Below are 18,077 nucleotides of genomic sequence, written 5' to 3' on the forward strand. Positions count from 1 at the left end.
AAAGCGCTTTGACTGCCATTAAACTTCTAGATTCGGAGACGCCTGTCAATGACTCGATGTTAGCGCCCAAACATATATGCTTGAAATCAGCTCTTTCCCTTTGTCATAATCACAGGCAGACAGGGGTGCCTGAAACCGATTGCAGCCCAACTTTAAAGCGCTTTGGAGAACCGTGAGCATGAACCTCAAACAGCTGTCAGCGCATCTGGGCCTGTCCCAGACAACCGTGAGCCGCGCGCTGAACGGCTATCCCGAGGTCAGCGAGGCCACCCGCAAACGGGTCATGGCCGCCGCACAACAGCACAATTATCGCCCCAACACCCGTGCCAAGGCGCTGGCCACCGGACGCGCCATGGCGATCGGTCATGTGATCCCGATGTCGACCCAGCACGAGATGATGAACCCGATCTTTGGCGACTTCATCGCTGGCGCCGGGGAGCGCTACAGCAAGGCCGGCTATGACATGGTGCTGTCGCTGGTGGCGGATGAGGATCAGTCACGCGCCTATCACGAGATGGTGGCCAAGCGGAATGTCGACGGCATCGTGCTGCACGCCCCGAAAATGCGGGACGCGCGGATCACCATGTTGCAGGACATCGGCCTGCCCTTTGCCGTGCATGGGCGCGCCACCGACATCACCGCCCCCTACAGCTGGCTCGATGTGAACAACACCAGCGCGTTTCGCCGCGCCACCGATTTCCTGCTCGACCTCGGCCACCGCCGCATCTGCCTGGTCAACGGCCAGGAAAGCATGGATTTCGCCTTTCGCCGGCGCCGGGGCTACGAAGCCGCGTTGCAGGCGCGGGACATCGGAATCGACCCCGACCTGCTGTTTGCCGGTGAAATGACCGAGGTCTATGGCTATGACACCGTGCGGCGGACGCAGCAGCTCGACCAGCCGCCCTCCGCCTATCTGGTATCCTCGATCATTGCCGCCTTTGGGGTGCGCCGCGCCATCGAGGAGGCGGGCATGGTGATGGGCCGCGATATCTCCGTCATCACCCATGACGATGATCTGTCCTATTTGCGCAATGGCGCCGATGTGCCGGTCTTTACCGCCACCCGCTCCTCGGTGCGGGATGCCGGGCGACGCCTGGCCACCCTCCTCATCACCCAGATCGAGACCCCCGGGGCCCCACCCCTCACCGAATTGCTCGAAGCAGAGCTGACCGTCGGTCGCTCCACCGGACCGGCGCCCAACAGGATGTAGACATATGACAGACTTCAGTTTCACACGTCAGGAATTCCCCGCCGGGTTCCTGTTTGGCAGCGCGACCTCCTCTTACCAGATCGAAGGGCACGGCTTCGGCGGCGCCGGCCCCACCCATTGGGACAGCTTCGCTGCCACCCCCGGCAATGTGGTCCGCAATGAAAACGGCGATACCGCCTGCGATCACTATCACCGCTATGCCGAGGATCTGGACCTTGCCGCGGCAGCCGGGCTGGACTGCTATCGCTTTTCCACCAGCTGGGCACGGGTCCTGCCCGAGGGCACCGGCACCCCCAACCCCGAAGGCCTTGATTTCTATGACCGGCTGACCGACGCGATGCTGGAGCGGGGCCTCAAGCCCTGCGCGACGCTCTACCACTGGGAACTGCCGCAACCGCTGGCCGACCGTGGCGGCTGGCGCAATCGCGACATCGGCAACTGGTTTGCAGACTTCACCGAGGTCATCATGTCCCGCATCGGCGACCGGATGTATTCGGTGGCCCCGATCAACGAACCCTGGTGCGTCGGCTGGCTGTCGCATTTCCTTGGCCACCATGCGCCGGGCCTGCGCGACATTCGCGCCACCGCCCGCGCCATGCATCACGTCCTGCTGGCGCATGGCCGCGCCATCGAGGTGATGCGCGGGCTCGGCATGGGCAATCTCGGCGCGGTGTTCAACTTCGAATGGGCCGAGCCAGTCGACCAGAGCCCCGCGGCACTGGCGGCGGCGGAGACCTATGACGCGATCTACAACCGCTTCTTCCTCGGCGGCGTCTTCAAGGGGGCCTATCCCGAGGCGGCGCTAAAAGGGCTGGAACCACATCTGCCCGCAGGCTGGCAGGATGATTTCGCGACCATCTCGCAGCCGGTGGACTGGTGTGGCCTCAATTACTACACCCGCAAGGTCATCGGTCCCGAGGCCGGCGCCTGGCCCCATTACGCGGAGCTGGACGGCCCCCTGCCCAAGACCCAGATGGGTTGGGAAATCTACCCCGACGGCCTCTATCAGTTCCTGACCCGCACAGCCGCAGAATATACCGGCGACCTGCCCCTGATCGTGACGGAGAACGGCATGGCCAACGCGGATTTGGTGTCCGACGGAACGGTCTTGGACCCGGAGCGCATCGCCTATGTCGACGCCCATCTGGAGCGCGTCCAGCGTGCCATCGCCGCGGGCGTTCCGGTGCAGGGGTATTTCCTGTGGTCCCTGCTCGACAACTACGAATGGGCGCTCGGGTATGAAAAACGATTTGGCATGGTGCATGTGGACTTCGACACCCTGAAACGCACCCCCAAGGCGTCGTACCATGCGCTTCGGAAAGCCCTGACAGGCGGCGCACGATAGGCACCACGCCCCGAAGATGCCTGACCCACGCGGAGTTGCTTGGTGGGTCAGGCTAGCCAAACCCGGTGCCGCCGGGCCACGACTCACCAAACCCGATTTACACCTCCCGCCCGCATCACGCCCGTTTGGCACAGCTGTCGAACGCAAGGCTCATGTCCGGTCTCCGAGGCTGCAAATGTATAAAAAGGACTTGCCTCCGCAACAACTGTCGCGTATCCGCCCCTGCATCCGAAGTCGGCGAAATAAGCACTTGCAGGCGCGAGCGCTTCTGAGTAAATGACGGCACCGGATGGAGTTGAGGATTCAATTGAAGTTTCGGCGCGCGCCGCGCGGCAGAGACCCTTCTCGAAGACCACTCCCGCCCCTATAGCTCAGCTGGTAGAGCAACTGATTTGTAATCAGTAGGTCCGCGGTTCGAGTCCGTGTGGGGGCACCATTTCTTTCCCAAGCCGCAGATCCCGTTCACGAAACAGGGCCGACAGGTCAGCGCCCGAGGGCGGCTCCTGGACCTTTGGCCCGCCCTATTCGCGATGAACCAATCGGCGCGCGGGTCGCCGTGCTGACCGCGTGAGGCGCCAGAGCTGCCCGCTGACGCCGCGATGCTCTTTCTGCACCAACACTCGACAAAAAAACGCCCGGAGAGGTCTCTCCGGGCGTTCTTCCAATCGTTCAAGCTGCGTCGCCCTCAGGACCCGAGCGCAGCGCTGCAGCGCCCGCAGGTTCCGGGGTGCGCCTGGAGGCCAACATCCGGCAGGATTTTCCAGCACCGCTGGCATTTCTGCCCATCGGCCTTTTCAAACACGACGGAAACGCCATCGACCTCCGGCAGGCGATAGCCTTCGGCCGGGCTTGGATCATTGGTCAGCTGCACATCAGAGGTGATGCAGACATCCGCGAAATTCACCGACTTCAGGGCGTTCAGAACGTCCACGTCGCGCACATGCACCACCGGCGCCGCCTCCAGCGAGGCACCGATCACCTTGTCGGTGCGCTGCACCTCCAGGGCGGCGGTCACCACACGACGCGCCTGACGGATCTTGGCCCATTTGGCCGCCAGCGGCTCATTGATCCAGTCGCGTGGCGTCTCGGGGATATCGACCAGATGCACCGAGCTGTCATCGCCGGGGAAACGCTCCAGCCAGACCTCTTCCATGGTGAAGACGAGGATCGGCGCAAGCCAGGTGGTCAGACGGTGGAACAGGATGTCCAGCACCGTGCGCGCGGCGCGGGCGTTCAGCGTGTCGCCATCGCAATAGAGCGCATCCTTGCGGATGTCGAAGTAGAAGGCCGACAGATCCAATGTCGCAAAGGTAAAGACCGCTTGCCAGACACCATTGAAATCAAACGCCTTATAGCGTTCGCGCACCTGGTGATCCAATTCGGCCAGACGGTGCAGCACCCATTGTTCCAGTTCGGGCATATCCGCAGGATCAACCCGCTGATCCTCGCTGAAATCGCCCAGGCTGCCGAGCATGAAGCGCATGGTGTTGCGCAGTCGGCGATAGCTGTCGGCAACCCCCTTGAGGATCTCCGGCCCGATGCGCTGGTCGGCGGTATAATCGGTCTGCGCCACCCAGAGCCGCAGGATATCGGCGCCATACTGCTTGATGATATCCTCGGGCGGGATGATGTTGCCCAGCGATTTCGACTGTTTGAACCCCTTTTCATCCAGCGTCATGCCATGGGTCACAACGTTGCGATAGGGCGCTCGGCCTTTGGTGCCACAGGCCTGCAGCATCGAGGAATGGAACCATCCCCGGTGCTGGTCGGTGCCTTCCATATAGACATCCGCGATCCCGTCCTCGGCACCGTCGTCGCGGTCGCGCAGGACAAAGGCGTGCGTCGAACCGGAATCGAACCACACGTCCAGCACGTCAATGACCTGATCATAGGCATCCGGATCGGCAATGCCTTCGAGCATCTGCGCCTTGAAACCGTCGCTGTACCAGATGTCGGCGCCATGCTCCTCGAATGCGGCCACGATGCGCGCATTCAGGGTTTCGTCCCGCAGCAGATAGTCCGAATCCGTCGGCAATGCGCCCTTCTTGGTGAAACAGGTGAGCGGCACCCCCCAGGCGCGCTGGCGCGAGAGCACCCAGTCGGGGCGGTTCTCGATCATCGAATGGAGCCGGTTGCGGCCCGATTGCGGGGTCCATTTCACCAGCTCGTCGATGGACCGCAGGGCGCGCTCGCGGATGGTCTCGCCGTATTGATCCTGCCCGTCGTTCAGCTTGCGGTCCACGCCCACGAACCATTGTGGCGTGTTGCGGTAGATGATCGGCGCCTTGGAGCGCCAGGAATGCGGGTAGCTGTGCTTGATCTTGCCGCGCGCCATCAGGCCGCCAACCTCGACCAGCTTGTCGATGATCGCCTTGTTGGCGTCGCCTTCGCCCCCCTTGCGGTTGAGGATGTATTTGCCGCCAAAGAACGGCAGATCAGCGCGGAAGCCGCCATCGTCCATCACGTTGTAGGTGATGACCTGCTCCAGCATCCCAAGATCACGGTAGAGTTCGAATTCCTCCATGCCGTGGCTCGGCGCGCAATGCACAAAGCCGGTGCCTTCGGTGTCGGTCACAAAGTCGGCGGCGCGGAAGTCGCGGATGTCGTCCCATTCACCGTTGGCACCTTCGGCGCCTGCCAGCGGGTGGGCGAGGCCAATGCCCGCAAGATCGTCGGCAGAGACGTCGGCAACGCGGGTATATTGATCCTCAGCCAAGCGGGCGCGTTTGAACACATCTGCGGCCAGATTGTCGGCAAGCAGATATTTGTCGCCCACGTTGACCCAGCATTCCTCCGGCGTACCGGTCACCTCATAAAGGCCATAGGCAATGTCGGCGCCATAGACGACTGCCTTATTCGACGGCATGGTCCAGGGCGTCGTGGTCCAGATCACCACATGCGCGCCTGCCAGCTTGTGATCCGCAGGTTCGGCCACCTTGAACTTCACCCAGATGGTGAAACTTTCCTTGTCGTGATACTCGACCTCGGCCTCGGCCAGCGCGGTTTTCTCGATCGGCGACCACATCACCGGTTTGGAGCCCTGATAGAGCGTGCCGTTCATCAGGAACTTCATGAACTCCTCGGCGATCACCGCCTCGGCATGATAATCCATGGTGATATAGGGGTTTGGCCAGTTGCCGGTGATGCCCAGGCGCTTGAACTCGGCGCGCTGGACGTCGATCCAGCCCTCGGCGAACTTGCGGCACTCCTGACGGAATTCGATGACCGGCACCGCGTCCTTGTTCTTGCCCTTCTTGCGGTACTGCTCTTCGATCTTCCATTCGATCGGCAGACCGTGGCAGTCCCAGCCCGGGATATAGCGGCTGTCAAAGCCCATCATCTGGTGCGAGCGGACGATGATGTCCTTGATGGTCTTGTTGAGCGCGTGGCCAATGTGCAGGTGACCGTTTGCGTAAGGGGGGCCATCGTGCAGAACAAAGGGCGTGCGGCCTTCCTTCTCGCGCAGGCGGTCATAGACGCCGATCTTTTCCCAGCGCTCCAGCCATGCGGGCTCGCGCTTGGGCAAGCCAGCGCGCATGGGGAAATCGGTTTTGGGAAGGTTCAGCGTGTCTTTGTAGTCGGGCGTGACTTCGGTCTTGTCGGCGCACATATCGGTGGCGTCCTTTTGCATCAACGGGTCGGTTTGGGGATATTCGGTTCGGTGCGATCACTCAAGCACCTTTGCCCGGCGCCTCGTATACTCAGAGCGCCGGGTTCATAATTCGAATAATGATGGCCACACGTCGTGTTGCAGTCGGTGTCATGAGAGCGCTTATAGGGGCTTGTGGCGCAAGGGTAAAGTCTATCCACCACACAAGACGGATGCGACGCCATGCGCCCCTTTCTGCCGGGCGGCTTCGGGCTTAGGTTGGGCGTCGCAGACCAAGTGGAGCAGAGACACCATGCAAGACGCACATCCGTTGGCCCGTTTCGACATCACCCCGGACGACATCCGGCGCGTTGTGCGTGTCTTTTACAGCGCGGTGCGGCGTCACCCGGTGCTGGGTCCGGTGTTCGCCGCTCATGTCACCGATTGGCCGGAGCATGAGACCAAGATCGCCAACTTCTGGCGCAACGCGATCCTGCGCGAACGGGTCTATGACGGCTTCCCCATGCGCGAGCACCTGGCCCGCCCGGATGTGAAGCCGGAGCATTTCCCGATCTGGCTTGGGCTGTTTCACGAGGTGCTGCACCACGAACTCGGGGCCGAACAGGCGATGCAATGGGGGCATCTGGCGGATCGCATCGGTGAAGGGTTTCGCACCGGAATCGAATCCATGCGTCAGCCAAAGGATGAACCGCCCCGGCTGATCTGAAGCGCACGGGACGCGTGGCGTTCCTGACATGACAACACCGCCGGAGGGATTTCTCTGGCGGCGTGATGTCGCTCGCTGGCTGGCGGCCGGAGGTGATGCGGGCATGGCTGGCGCGCTGGCTGGCAGGCGTCGCACCTGCTGGCTGGCAAGGCTGGCGGGCACTCACATCCCCGGGGCGCGCTGCACTCAGGCGGCGTCCCGTTCAAAATGACCGCACCAATCATCCTGTTTCACGACCGGCCAATAGCCGCGCTCGGCTGCCTCAGGCTGGAACACCGGCGGATTGAAACGGCACAGGCCGGCATCTTTCAGGGTCTGATCATTGTTGGCTTTGTGGCCTTCGAAAAACGCACAGCTGCTGCATGCGGACTGGCTCATGAAGGTCTCCTTGCGTGAAGATCCCGAGTCGGGATCGTTTCTGGCCCTGCAATTTAAATCGATTCTAAATTGGCAGGTCGCAAGATGTTTTTCATTTATTTTCAAATAGTTGACTTCAGTTATCAGAAATCAGATCACGAGTTTTTCGCTCGGAAATCACTTTACAAAGCCCTTGAGTGCGCGCTGCAGCACCACGCTGAGGCGCGGCTTGTCCACGCTGGCAAAGTCCATCGGGCGGCAGACCTCGATCGCCGCCAGCCCGACGCGCACGGTCAATGCGCCGTTGATCAGCCCCTCGCCAAAGCGCCGAGACAACTTCGACAGCACAGAGCCACCAAGCACCGGCTCCAACAGGTCGTCCCCGACCGCCACGGCGCCGGTCGCCACCAGATGCGACAGCACCGCGCGCGTCAAACGCCAGGAGCTGAACAATCCGGAGCGCCCGCCGTAGATCTCGGCAATCCGGCGGATCATGCGCAAACTCGACACCAGGGCGGTGATCACATCCGCCAGGGCCAGCGGCACCAATGCGGTGACCCCTGCCACCTGCCGTGCCGCGGTCTGAACCTCCGCGAGGGCCTGCACATCGAGCGGCGACAACAGCTCTGCCTCCGCCAGGTCCATCAAACCATCCGCATCAAGGATCTCGGGTTCGCGCTCGTGCAGCCTGCGCCGCGCCCATTCCAGATCCGCGCGGGTCCGATAGAATTGCGATAGACGCGCGACCTGTGCCCGCGCCGCCGACAGATCGCCGGACCGGGCGTCGCGGCATGCCTGCCGCAATGTGTCGACCTTGTGCAGACGGCCCAGGGCGGCAAGCTCGCGCACACAGAACACCAGCGCCGCCAGCAACAGGCCGATCATCGCCCCCGACACCACCAGCCCCAGCACGGGTACACGATCAATCAGGCTGGTGGCGTAATCCCAGGCCGCAACCGATATGATGGTGCCCAGCAGCCCCAGGACCAGCCCCCAGAGCCACCCGCCCCAGCCCCGGCGGCGCGCGGCGCCGACCGCCTCGACCGTGGCTTGCAGCGCCGTCGGCTCGTCAAGCTCGGGCACAGGCGGCGCATCACTGACGCTTTGTGCCGGTTGATCGTCCGGTTCGAGATCAAAAACGACGGGCTTGCGGGTCATGCGGCAGCCTCCCTCTTGGTTGCGCGCCAATGATATTCGATGTCCGGCAAACGCTCCGGATTGCGGTGGCCATCGGTGCGTTGCACCTCGACAAAGCCCTCGCGCACATAGAACCGCTGTGCGCCGGTATTGGCCTGAAACGTCCACAGCCTGAGCTCGGCAGAGGCCCGCTTTGCATGATCCAGCAACATCCGCCCCAAGCCCTGCCCGCACATGTCCGGCCGCAGATAGAGCGCGCAGACCTCGGCGCCATCCTGCGCCAGAAACCCGACCACATCCCCCGGCGCGCCCCGTTCAAGCACCGTGACCCAGCCGCGCGCGATCATCCGGTCGCAAAATGCGATCGCCTCCGCTGCCGAATGCTCCTTCGGCATCCAGGCTGTGTCGCGCTCAAAGCGATGCAGGATATCGCCGATACAACTGGCATCCAGCGGCGCAGCCGGGCGCAGAACACAGCTCACAGGCGATCCCCGAACAGGAATTCCGCCGCCCGGTCCAGGCGAATATGGGGAGGACCATCGCCCGGTTTCAGGGTCAGGGGCTGCGGGGCGAACCGCATCGACGCATAGCTGCCGTCCAGCCATTGCTCTGCCCCCTGCCGGGCAGGTGTCAGCAGGTGGCGCGGATCTTCGGGCAAACGCCCGGGATAGAGTGCGGCGGGCTTGCCGTTTTCCGCCAGAATCCCGCGCACACAGGGCAGTTCCGCCCCGTCATGCGAGCGCATTTCCTCTGTCGTGGCCCGCAGGGCCGCCATGGACAGCGCCGCGGTCTCTGCGCCGGCAAAGCGGGCCCGATCCCGGGCATCCTGTGTCAGGGCCTCGATAATCGCGGTCAGCTGAGGATGCTGTTGATGGTGCAGGTGATCAGCCTTGGTGGCGGCAAAGAGGATCTTCTCCACCCGTTTGCCGCGCAGCAACTGGCTGAGAAAGCCATTCGAACCGGGACGGAAACTGGCCAGGATATCGGTCATGGCGCGCCGCAGGTCCTCCATCGCGGGCGGGCCGGAATGCAGCGCCCCCAGCGCGTCCACCAGCACCACCTGCCGATCAATCCGGGCAAAGTGATCGCGAAAGAACGGCCGCACCACCTGCGCCTTGTAGGCCTCGAACCGGCGCGCCATCTCGCGGGCAAGACTGCCGCGCGGCGCAGCGCCTTCCGGCAGCGGCGCAAACGTCAGCACCGGAGAGCCGGCCAGATCCCCCGGCAGCAGGAAGCGCCCGGGTGTGCAATCGTAGTAGCCCGCCGCCCGCGCGGCCTGCAGATACGCAGCAAAGGACGCGGCCAGCCCCTGTGCCTGCGCCTCATCATGCGCGGCCGACGGATCGGCGGCCTTGACGGCGGCGCGAAATGCGCTGGCCTCTGACCGGGTCTCGATCCGGCGCAGCACATCCGCCGACCAGGTGGCAAAATCCTTGTCCATCAAGGACAGGTCGAGAAGCCATTCGCCCGGGTAGTCGATGATGTCCAGATGCAGGACGCGCGGCCCGGTCACCGCCCCGAACAGGCCCGTAGGCCGCAATCGCAGGCTAAGGCGCAGCTCGGACACGGCCCGGGTGCTCTCCGGCCAATGCGGGTCCGGCCCCGTCAGCGCTGCTAGGTGGTTTTCAAAGTCAAAGCGCGGGACGGTGTCATCCGGTTGCGGTTGCAGATAGGCGGCCTCGATCCTGCCCTGCTGCGCGGCGGTCAACTGGGACATGCGCCCCCGGTTCAGCAGATTGGCCACCAACGAGGTGATGAACACCGTCTTGCCCGCACGTGCCAGACCGGTCACCCCGAGCCGCAATGCGGGGTCTGCAAACGGGCTTGCCACCACGCCACCAAGGGTCTCCGCCCCGCGCAGCACCCCGTCGGCCACATTCGCGGCCAGCCCCGTCACCCCTGTTCCTCGCGTCACCTGCCGCTCCTCATGCGCCCTGCCGCGTTTGGCGGGCCGTTTCCTTGTGCCTGTTCGGGATGTGCCTCCCGCACGGCCTCCCCGCAACATAGGCATCACCGCCTGCGGTTGCCAGCCCGGGCCCGCGGGGCCCTGCCCGGCCCTGTGCACCAACTTTGGCTTGTCAGCTCCGCCCCGGCACGCTACGCCGCGCTCCATGCCGCGTATAGCTCTCAAAGTCGAATACCACGGGAAGCCCTTTGCCGGATGGCAGAGACAAAAAGATCAGCCTTCGGTACAGGGCGCGATCGAGGCCGCCCTGGCGAAACTGGAACCGGGGCCACACACCATCGCCGCCGCCGGGCGCACCGACACCGGCGTGCATGGATTGGGCCAGGTCGCCCATTGCGATCTGCGCAAGGACTGGGATCCCTTCCGCCTCAGCGAAGCGTTGAATTTCCACCTGAAGCCCGCCCCGGTTGCCATCGTCGATGCCGCACGTGTCGCCGATGACTGGCACGCCCGGTTCAGCGCCATCGAGCGCCAATACCTCTTTCGCATCCTGATGCGACGCGCACCGGCCACGCATGACGCAGGTCAGCTCTGGCAGATCAATCATCACCTCGACGTGGAGGCGATGCAGACCGCGGCCAACCATCTGCTCGGAAAACATGATTTCACCACCTTCCGCTCGTCCATCTGTCAGGCCGCAAGCCCGGTAAAGACGCTGGACGAGCTGCGGATCGAGCAGGTGACGGGCCTGTCGGGGCCAGAGGTTCATTTCCATGTCCGCGCCCGCAGCTTTCTGCACAATCAGGTGCGCAGCTTTGTCGGCACGCTGGAACGCGTCGGCGCAGGAAGCTGGTCACCGGACGATGTGCGCGACGCGCTCGACGCCAGGGACCGCGCAGCCTGCGGGCCGGTCTGCCCCGGGCATGGGCTGTATCTGGCGCGGGTGGGCTACCCGGAGCCGGTCTTTGCACGCGATCCCGGCTGACTGACCTGCACATGACCCCGCGTCCCGGGGGGATCGAACAGAGCTACCGCGCCGGGAACAGGACCAGTGTCTGCAAGGCCATCCCCACCGGCCCCTCGGTATCATACAGCACCGCCTGCGACATGCCGATCCCGTTGGGCTGCCAATGGGAAACCGCCTCGGACGCATGCCAGCCCGGCTCTGGCATGCGGTGGATCTGCAACGTCAGATCGGTGTTCATGAACCCCATCTCGCTGGTCGGCAGGTTCCAGGAGATCCCGTTACCGCAGTCCGCCAATGCGCAGATCCCCTGCACCGGCGAGGTTTCCTCCCCCTGCACCAGATCCGGCGTGCGCAACCACATCGTCTTTGGCCCCGGGCCAAATCCATGGCCGGGCGGGTAGCGCGCTTCCAGCAGGCGCGCAAAATTCGCGAGCTCATGCCGCCCTTCCCCGATCGCAAAGGGCCCCGGTTCAGCCTCTTCGAACCGTGGCGCGGGCAGTGCGGGGGTCGGCACCAGCCCGATGTCGCGCTCTGCGAGATGCATGGTCGTGGCCTGCACCAGCAGCGCATCCGACAGATCATGCACGGTCACGCGCGTCGTTGCCAAAGTGCGCGTATGCCGGGTGGTTTCTGCGGCGACGCGGATGCCGGCCAGCGGCACCGGGCGCAGCAAATCCATGGTCAGGCGCGTCAGTTGCTTTTCCGGGCCGATCTCAACCTCTGCGGCGCGGGCCACCAGCCCGGCAACCGGTCCGGCATGGCAATAGTCCACGGCCCAGGGACCCCGCGCAGGATCATTGCCGACAAAGACGCCATCGTCGCGCCGATCAAAAAAGGGAACCATTGTGTCTGTCACGTCCTGTCCTGCGTATCCGAGTTGCATTCTGCCCAAGCGCATTTGCGCAGCCCGCCCGGCGCCCGCGACAGGATCGCACCGCCCCCCCGGCGTGCCCCCTGCCCTGTGCCGCGCGCCCGTCCGGCCACTGCCTGCCCACTTTGCCTCTGCAGCATGACTTGGCAAACTGCGGCCTGTCCAGCACAGTGACGCCATGCCCGCCGCTTTACCTGCGGGTCGCACGACAAACCGAAGGACCAAGGACATGGCACTGCTGATCGAAATCGGACATAACGGCTGGTACAGCGAAGAGGATCTGGCGGCGCAATTCCGCGCCCTGGATCCCGCAGCCGATATTCGCACCACGGCGGCCCCCGGCAATCTCGACGAGGTCACTGTGCTGGCGGTGTCGGCGCTGAAATCCGATCTTCCGACGCAGCTGCCGAACCTGCAACTGGTTCAGAAACTGGGCGCGGGCGTGGAGACCATCGTGAACCACCCGTCCCTGGCGCCGCATGTGCGCGTGGCGCGGCTGAAACCCGAAGAGCCCGCCCGCGAAATCGCCCAGTATTGCCTCGCCTATGTCCTGCGCGGCACCCGTAACATGGATTATCACGAAAAGGCCCAGGCCCGCGCGCTCTGGGACCCGGTCGCGCCGCGCCGCCCCGCCGACACCACCGTGGGGGTCTTGGGGCTCGGCCATATCGGCGGGCTCACGGCCGGTCTGATGCGCGACATGGGGTTTCAGACCATGGGCTGGAGCCGCACCCCCAAGGAGATTGCCGGCGTGACCTGCCTCAGCGGCGATCACGGGCTCAATGGGCTGTTGTCCAGTTCCGACTATGTCTGCGCGATCCTCCCCTCCACGGCGGAGACCCGCAACCTGCTTGATGCAGAGCGTCTGGCTCATATGAAGGAAGGGGCAACCCTCATCAACGCCGGGCGCGGCGACCTCATCGACGAGCAGGCGCTGGCCTCCGCCCTCTACCAGCGCCGCCCCGGCCATGCGGTGCTCGACGTGCTGCGCAAGGAGCCCCTGCCCGAGGACAATCCGCTCTGGAAACACCCTTGTGTGACCATCACCCCCCATGTGTCCGGCTGGCACCTCGGCGATGCGCTGGGAGATGTGCTCGAAAACCTGCGCCGCCTGACCGCAGGCGCCGATCTGCTGCACGAGGTCGACCGCGCCAGAGGCTACTGACGGGCACGATCCGCGCATCGCCGCCGTGCCGACCAGGCCTCGCTTTGCGCCCAGCCCTGCCGCCGCCGGGCATATCGCCATCACAGCTGGCCCATCACGCTGGCACCAAACGGGCAGAGCCCGCCCCGCAAGGGACGGGCTCTGCTGTACCAGCCGCGCCCCTGCGGGGCGCGTCCTTTTGCCTACAGTTTACTCTGCCGCCTCGGCATAGTCCTCCATCGGCGGGCAGGTGCACACCAGATGGCGGTCGCCGTAGACGTTGTCGACGCGGTTGACCGGCGGCCAGTATTTGTCGACGCGGAAGGCCCCCGGAGGGAAGCAGCCCTGTTCGCGCGAATAGGGGCGATCCCAGTCTTTCACCAGATCTTCCATCGTGTGCGGGGCGTTCTTCAGCGCGTTGTTTTCGCGCGGCATCTCGCCTGCTTCGACGGCCTTGATCTCATCCCGGATCGACAGCATCGCCTCGATGAAACGGTCCAGCTCGGCTTTGGTTTCCGATTCCGTCGGCTCCACCATCAACGTGCCCGCGACAGGCCAGCTCATGGTCGGCGCATGGAACCCGCTGTCCATCAGGCGTTTGGCCACATCGTCAACGGTCACATCCGCACTGTCCGCAAAGGGACGGGTGTCCAGAATGCACTCATGCGCAACACGGCCGGTCGGCCCCTTGTAAAGGACGTCATAGGCCCCTTCGAGCCGCTTCGCGAGGTAGTTCGCCGACAGGATCGCCACCTTGGTCGCCTGCGTCAGACCCGCGCCGCCCATCATCAGGCAATAGGCCCAGGAGATGGTCAGGATCGAGGCCGACCCCAGAGGTGCCGCCGACACCGGCCCCTCAACGCCGCCGGTTTCCGGATGCCCCGGAAGATGCTCGATCAGGTGCGATTTCACCCCGATCGGCCCCATGCCGGGGCCGCCGCCCCCGTGCGGAATGGCAAAGGTCTTGTGCAGGTTCAGGTGGCTCACGTCGCCGCCCAGATCGCCCGGACGGCTGAGGCCCACCATGGCGTTCATGTTGGCACCATCGATATAGACCTGACCGCCGGAGTCATGGGTGATCTTGCAGACCTCATGCACGGTTTCCTCAAACACACCATGGGTCGAGGGATAGGTGATCATGCAGCCCGCAAGGTGCTCGGCATGTTTTTCCGCCTTGGCGCGGAAGTCCTCAAGGTCGATATCGCCCTTCTCGTCGGACTTTACCGGAACCACTTTCCAGCCCACCATCTGAGCCGACGCCGGGTTGGTGCCATGGGCGCTCATCGGGATCAGACAGATGTTGCGATGCCCCTCACCGCGCGCCTTGTGGTAGGCGGCGATGGTCAGCAGGCCCGCATATTCCCCCTGCGCGCCGGAGTTCGGCTGCATGGAGATCGCATCATAGCCGGTGATATCGCAGAGCTTGGAGGACAGATCCGTGACCAACTCCCCATAGCCTTCCTGCTGATCGGCAGGCGCAAAGGGGTGGATGGTCGAAAACTCCGGCCAGCTCAGCGGCATCATTTCCGCCGCCGCGTTCAGCTTCATGGTGCAGGACCCAAGCGGGATCATTGCCCGATCCAGCGCCAGATCGCGGTCCGCGAGGCGACGCATGTAGCGCATCATCTCGGTTTCGGCCCGGTTCATGTGGAAGATCGGATGCGTCAGATAGTCCGACTTGCGGTGCATGTTCTCAGGCACCCGGTACTCGGGGCTGAAATCATCATCCGCGCGCACGATACCGAAGGCACGCCAGACCGCCTCGATGGTCTCGGGCCGCGTGGTCTCATCGACAGAGATCCCCACACGGGTTTCCCCAACACGACGCAGGTTGATGCCCTCATCAACGGCGGATTTCATCACCGCCGCCTGCAACGGGCCGACATCCACGGTGATGGTGTCAAAGAACGCCTGCGGGTCGACTTTGAAACCTGCTTCCTCAAGACCTTTGGCCAGACGCACGGCCTTGCGGTGAATACGCTGCGCGATCGCCTGCAGACCTTTGGGGCCGTGGAAGACCGCATACATCGACGCCATCACCGCCAGCAGCGCCTGCGCGGTGCAGACGTTGGAGGTCGCCTTTTCGCGGCGAATATGCTGTTCGCGGGTCTGAAGCGACAGGCGATAGGCTTTGTTGCCATGCGCGTCGACAGACACGCCGACGATGCGGCCCGGCATGTTGCGTTTATAGGCGTCCTTGGTCGCCATATAGGCCGCATGTGGCCCCCCTGCGCCCACCGGTACGCCAAAACGCTGGGTGGAGCCAACTGCAATATCTGCCCCCATCGCGCCCGGCTCTTTCAACAGGGTCAGCGACATCGGGTCAGCCGAAACAACGGCGATGCCCTTGTGTTCGTGGAGCTTGGCAATGTGGTCGGTAAAGTCGCGCACATGGCCATAGGTGCCCGGATACTGGAACAGCGCACCAAAGACCGCCTCGGGGTCCATCTTGTCGGGGTTGCCGACGATGACGTCGATCCCCAGCGGTTCGGCGCGGGTTTTCACCACCGCGATGTTCTGCGGGTGGCAGTCGCGGTCCACAAAGAAGGCCTTTGCCTTCGACTTCGACACGCGCTCCGCCATGGTCATCGCTTCGGCGCAGGCGGTGGCCTCGTCCAGCAGCGATGCGTTGGCGATCTCCAGACCTGTGAGATCCGAAATCATCGTCTGGAAGTTCAACAGCGCCTCCAGGCGACCCTGCGAGATCTCGGGCTGGTAGGGCGTATAGGCCGTGTACCAAGCGGGATTTTCCAGAATGTTGCGCTGGATCGCGGGCGGGGTCACGGTGCCGTGGTAGCCCTGACCGATGAGCGAGGTCATCACCTTGTTCTTGCCTGCCACCTCACGCATGTGAAACAGCAACTCGCGCTCGGACATCGGGCGACCAAAGTCCAGCGCCGCTTTCTGGCGGATGGATTTTGGCACGGTTTCGTCGATCAGCGCATCGAGGCTGTCGGCACCAACCACCTTGAGCATCTCGGCCATTTCCTCGGGCGAGGGGCCGATATGGCGCCGGTTGGCAAAATCATAGGGAAGGTAATCTGTCGGTTCGAAAGGCATCGCTTGCCTCCTTCAGGGTCTGTCAGATCTCGGAAACAAAGGCATGCAACAACAGGTCGGGCGCGCCCGGTGATGCCCTCGCAGGTAAAAGACGGGCCCGCGCCAGTTGGCGGCGGGCCCAGAAACATCAGCCGATGAAGTCTTTGTAGCCGGCCTCATCCATGTAGTCGTCCATCGGCGACATGTCGGAAACCTTGAGCTTGAAGAACCACGCCTCACCTTCCGGGTCATCATTGACCTTGGAAGGCTCGTCCACGATGGCCTCGTTCACTTCGACAACTTCGCCGTCCAGAGGCGCAAGAATGTCGGAGGCCGCCTTGACGGATTCGATCACCACGATCTCATCGTCCTTGGAGACTTCACTGCCGACTTCGGGCAGTTCAACAAAGACCACATCGCCCAGTTGCTCTGCCGCGTGCGCGGTGATGCCAACGGTCACGATCTCGCCTTCGACCTGCAGCCATTCGTGTTCTTCGGTATATTTCATGGGTTCTCTTCCTGTGTTGGCCGTTCTTTTCGGGGACGGGTGTTCAGCGTTTAAAGTTGGCTGCCACAAAGGGCAGTTTTGCGACGGTGACCGGCACGCGCTTGCCGCGCAGTTCACCGAATATCTGGGTCTCCAGGGCTGCGTGCTCTGCCGTGACATAGCCCATGGCGACGGGGCCGCCCACGGTTGGGCCAAAGCCACCAGAGGTTATGGTGCCGATCGGCGCGCCACCCTCGGCAGCGGCATAAAGCACAACACCTTCGCGCATCGGCGCGCGACCTTCGGGCTTCAGGCCCACACGCTTGCGCGGGGCATTCCCGCCGAGATCGGCAAAGACCGCATCCGCACCGGGAAAGCCGCCCGCGCGGTCGCCATCCGGGCGACGTACCTTCTGGATGGCCCAGCCAAGCGCGGCCTCAAACGGGCGCGTTTCGGTGTCGATGTCGTGACCATAGAGGCAAAGACCACCCTCAAGCCGCAGCGAATCCCGCGCACCCAGGCCGATCGCCTCAACATCGGGCTGCTCCAGCAGCGCGCGGGCAAACTGCGCCGCCACTGCCTCGGGTACGGAGATTTCATAGCCGTCTTCGCCGGTGTAGCCGGACCGCGAGATCCACAGCTCGGCCCCCGCATAGTCAAACGTCGCCACATCCATGAATTTCATGGCAGCGACGCCGGGCACCAGTGCCTCCAGCGCCGCCTCGGCAGCCGGGCCTTGCAGGGCCACCAGCGCGCGGTCGGTGACCGGCTCGACGCTGATTGCAGGTTCCAGCGCGGCTTTCATACGGGCGATGTCGGCGTCTTTGCAGGCGGCGTTCACGACGACAAACAGATGGTCGCCACGGTTGGCAAACATCAGATCATCCTCGATGCCGCCCGCATCATTGGTGAACAGACCATAGCGCTGACGGCCCTCGGAAAGCCCCAGCACATCCATCGGTACCAGTTTTTCAAAGGCGTTCGCGACGGCCTCGTAGCTCTCGCCGCGCAGGATCACCTGCCCCATGTGGCTGACATCAAAAAGCCCGGCCTTTTCGCGCGTATGGGTGTGTTCCTTCATGATCCCCAGCGGATATTGCACGGGCATGGAATAGCCTGCAAAGGGCACCATCTTGGCCCCGAGGCTCTCGTGCAATTCAGTAAGGGGGGTGGTCTTCAGATCCGACATTTCGGCCTGCCTTCCGCGTCTGCGGCCGGTGCGGTCAAATCACAACATGTCAACGCGTCGTTTGGCATCCGGCATCCAAGGTTTTGCGCAGGCTCCGCCTGCACGCTTT

General features: G+C 63.7%; 14 protein-coding genes and 1 tRNA gene. 6 read left to right on the top strand and 9 right to left on the bottom strand.

Annotation, left to right across the window (positions count from 1 at the left end; genetic code table 11):
- Nucleotides 1–178: 178 nt before the first annotated feature.
- The 3 genes from MHM97_RS15090 to MHM97_RS15100 all read left to right on the top strand — a co-directional run bounded on the left by MHM97_RS15090 (nucleotide 179) and on the right by MHM97_RS15100 (nucleotide 2,991).
- Nucleotides 179–1,210, top strand: a complete 1,032-nt coding sequence (locus tag MHM97_RS15090; RefSeq protein WP_239323199.1) for a substrate-binding domain-containing protein — start codon at nucleotides 179–181, stop codon at nucleotides 1,208–1,210.
- Between the two features lie 4 nt (nucleotides 1,211–1,214).
- On the top strand, nucleotides 1,215–2,555 hold the full coding sequence (locus MHM97_RS15095; protein ID WP_239323200.1) for a GH1 family beta-glucosidase: 1,341 nt from the start codon (nucleotides 1,215–1,217) through the stop codon (nucleotides 2,553–2,555).
- A 360-nt stretch (nucleotides 2,556–2,915) separates the two neighbouring features.
- Nucleotides 2,916–2,991, top strand: a tRNA-Thr gene (locus MHM97_RS15100).
- 249 nt (nucleotides 2,992–3,240) lie between these two features.
- Here MHM97_RS15100 and ileS read toward each other — a convergent pair.
- Nucleotides 3,241–6,165 carry an isoleucine--tRNA ligase gene (gene ileS, locus MHM97_RS15105; RefSeq protein WP_239323314.1) on the bottom strand — a complete coding sequence of 975 codons (2,925 nt, stop codon included), beginning with the start codon at nucleotides 6,163–6,165 and terminating at the stop codon, nucleotides 3,241–3,243.
- Between the two features lie 292 nt (nucleotides 6,166–6,457).
- Here ileS and MHM97_RS15110 point away from each other — a divergent pair, with 292 nt between their 5' ends.
- Entirely contained in the window at nucleotides 6,458–6,871 is a 414-nt protein-coding gene (locus MHM97_RS15110; protein ID WP_239323201.1) for a group III truncated hemoglobin, read from the top strand.
- 186 nt (nucleotides 6,872–7,057) lie between these two features.
- On the opposite strand, the gene MHM97_RS15115 is transcribed toward MHM97_RS15110, so the two are convergent.
- The 4 genes from MHM97_RS15115 to MHM97_RS15130 form a co-directional block, all read right to left on the bottom strand.
- The gene (locus MHM97_RS15115) at nucleotides 7,058–7,249 is read right to left on the bottom strand and encodes a hypothetical protein (RefSeq protein WP_239323202.1); all 192 of its coding nucleotides are present in this window, start codon (nucleotides 7,247–7,249) and stop codon (nucleotides 7,058–7,060) included.
- Between the two features lie 156 nt (nucleotides 7,250–7,405).
- The gene (locus tag MHM97_RS15120; RefSeq protein ID WP_239323203.1) at nucleotides 7,406–8,386 is read right to left on the bottom strand and encodes a YcjF family protein; all 981 of its coding nucleotides are present in this window, start codon (nucleotides 8,384–8,386) and stop codon (nucleotides 7,406–7,408) included.
- Nucleotides 8,383–8,847 carry a GNAT family N-acetyltransferase gene (locus MHM97_RS15125; protein ID WP_239323204.1) on the bottom strand — a complete coding sequence of 155 codons (465 nt, stop codon included), beginning with the start codon at nucleotides 8,845–8,847 and terminating at the stop codon, nucleotides 8,383–8,385. The genes MHM97_RS15120 and MHM97_RS15125 overlap by 4 nt, the downstream gene beginning before the upstream one ends.
- Nucleotides 8,844–10,280 carry a YcjX family protein gene (locus MHM97_RS15130; RefSeq protein WP_239323205.1) on the bottom strand — a complete coding sequence of 479 codons (1,437 nt, stop codon included), beginning with the start codon at nucleotides 10,278–10,280 and terminating at the stop codon, nucleotides 8,844–8,846. Before MHM97_RS15130 ends, MHM97_RS15125 begins: the two co-directional genes overlap by 4 nt.
- Nucleotides 10,281–10,476: 196 nt before the next feature.
- Between MHM97_RS15130 and truA the strand changes: the two genes are divergently transcribed.
- The gene (truA, locus tag MHM97_RS15135) at nucleotides 10,477–11,256 is read left to right on the top strand and encodes a tRNA pseudouridine(38-40) synthase TruA (RefSeq protein WP_239323206.1); all 780 of its coding nucleotides are present in this window, start codon (nucleotides 10,477–10,479) and stop codon (nucleotides 11,254–11,256) included.
- A gap of 43 nt (nucleotides 11,257–11,299) precedes the next feature.
- Here truA and MHM97_RS15140 read toward each other — a convergent pair whose 3' ends face one another.
- Entirely contained in the window at nucleotides 11,300–12,094 is a 795-nt protein-coding gene (locus MHM97_RS15140) for a thioesterase family protein (RefSeq protein ID WP_239323207.1), read from the bottom strand.
- Nucleotides 12,095–12,338: 244 nt separating this feature from the next.
- Here MHM97_RS15140 and MHM97_RS15145 point away from each other — a divergent pair, with 244 nt between their 5' ends.
- Nucleotides 12,339–13,274, top strand: a complete 936-nt coding sequence (locus MHM97_RS15145; protein ID WP_239323208.1) for a 2-hydroxyacid dehydrogenase — start codon at nucleotides 12,339–12,341, stop codon at nucleotides 13,272–13,274.
- A gap of 189 nt (nucleotides 13,275–13,463) precedes the next feature.
- Here MHM97_RS15145 and gcvP read toward each other — a convergent pair whose 3' ends face one another.
- From gcvP to gcvT, 3 genes are all read right to left on the bottom strand, one after another.
- Nucleotides 13,464–16,313 carry an aminomethyl-transferring glycine dehydrogenase gene (gene gcvP / locus MHM97_RS15150; protein ID WP_239323209.1) on the bottom strand — a complete coding sequence of 950 codons (2,850 nt, stop codon included), beginning with the start codon at nucleotides 16,311–16,313 and terminating at the stop codon, nucleotides 13,464–13,466.
- A 127-nt stretch (nucleotides 16,314–16,440) separates the two neighbouring features.
- Nucleotides 16,441–16,800: a glycine cleavage system protein GcvH gene (gcvH, locus tag MHM97_RS15155; protein ID WP_110362483.1), complete on the bottom strand. Its 360-nt coding sequence runs from the start codon at nucleotides 16,798–16,800 to the stop codon at nucleotides 16,441–16,443.
- Between the two features lie 43 nt (nucleotides 16,801–16,843).
- The gene (gene gcvT / locus MHM97_RS15160; protein WP_239323210.1) at nucleotides 16,844–17,968 is read right to left on the bottom strand and encodes a glycine cleavage system aminomethyltransferase GcvT; all 1,125 of its coding nucleotides are present in this window, start codon (nucleotides 17,966–17,968) and stop codon (nucleotides 16,844–16,846) included.
- Between the last annotated feature and the right edge of the window lie 109 nt (nucleotides 17,969–18,077).

This window comes from Epibacterium sp. Ofav1-8 (assembly GCF_022348185.1).
GTDB lineage: Bacteria > Pseudomonadota > Alphaproteobacteria > Rhodobacterales > Rhodobacteraceae > Epibacterium.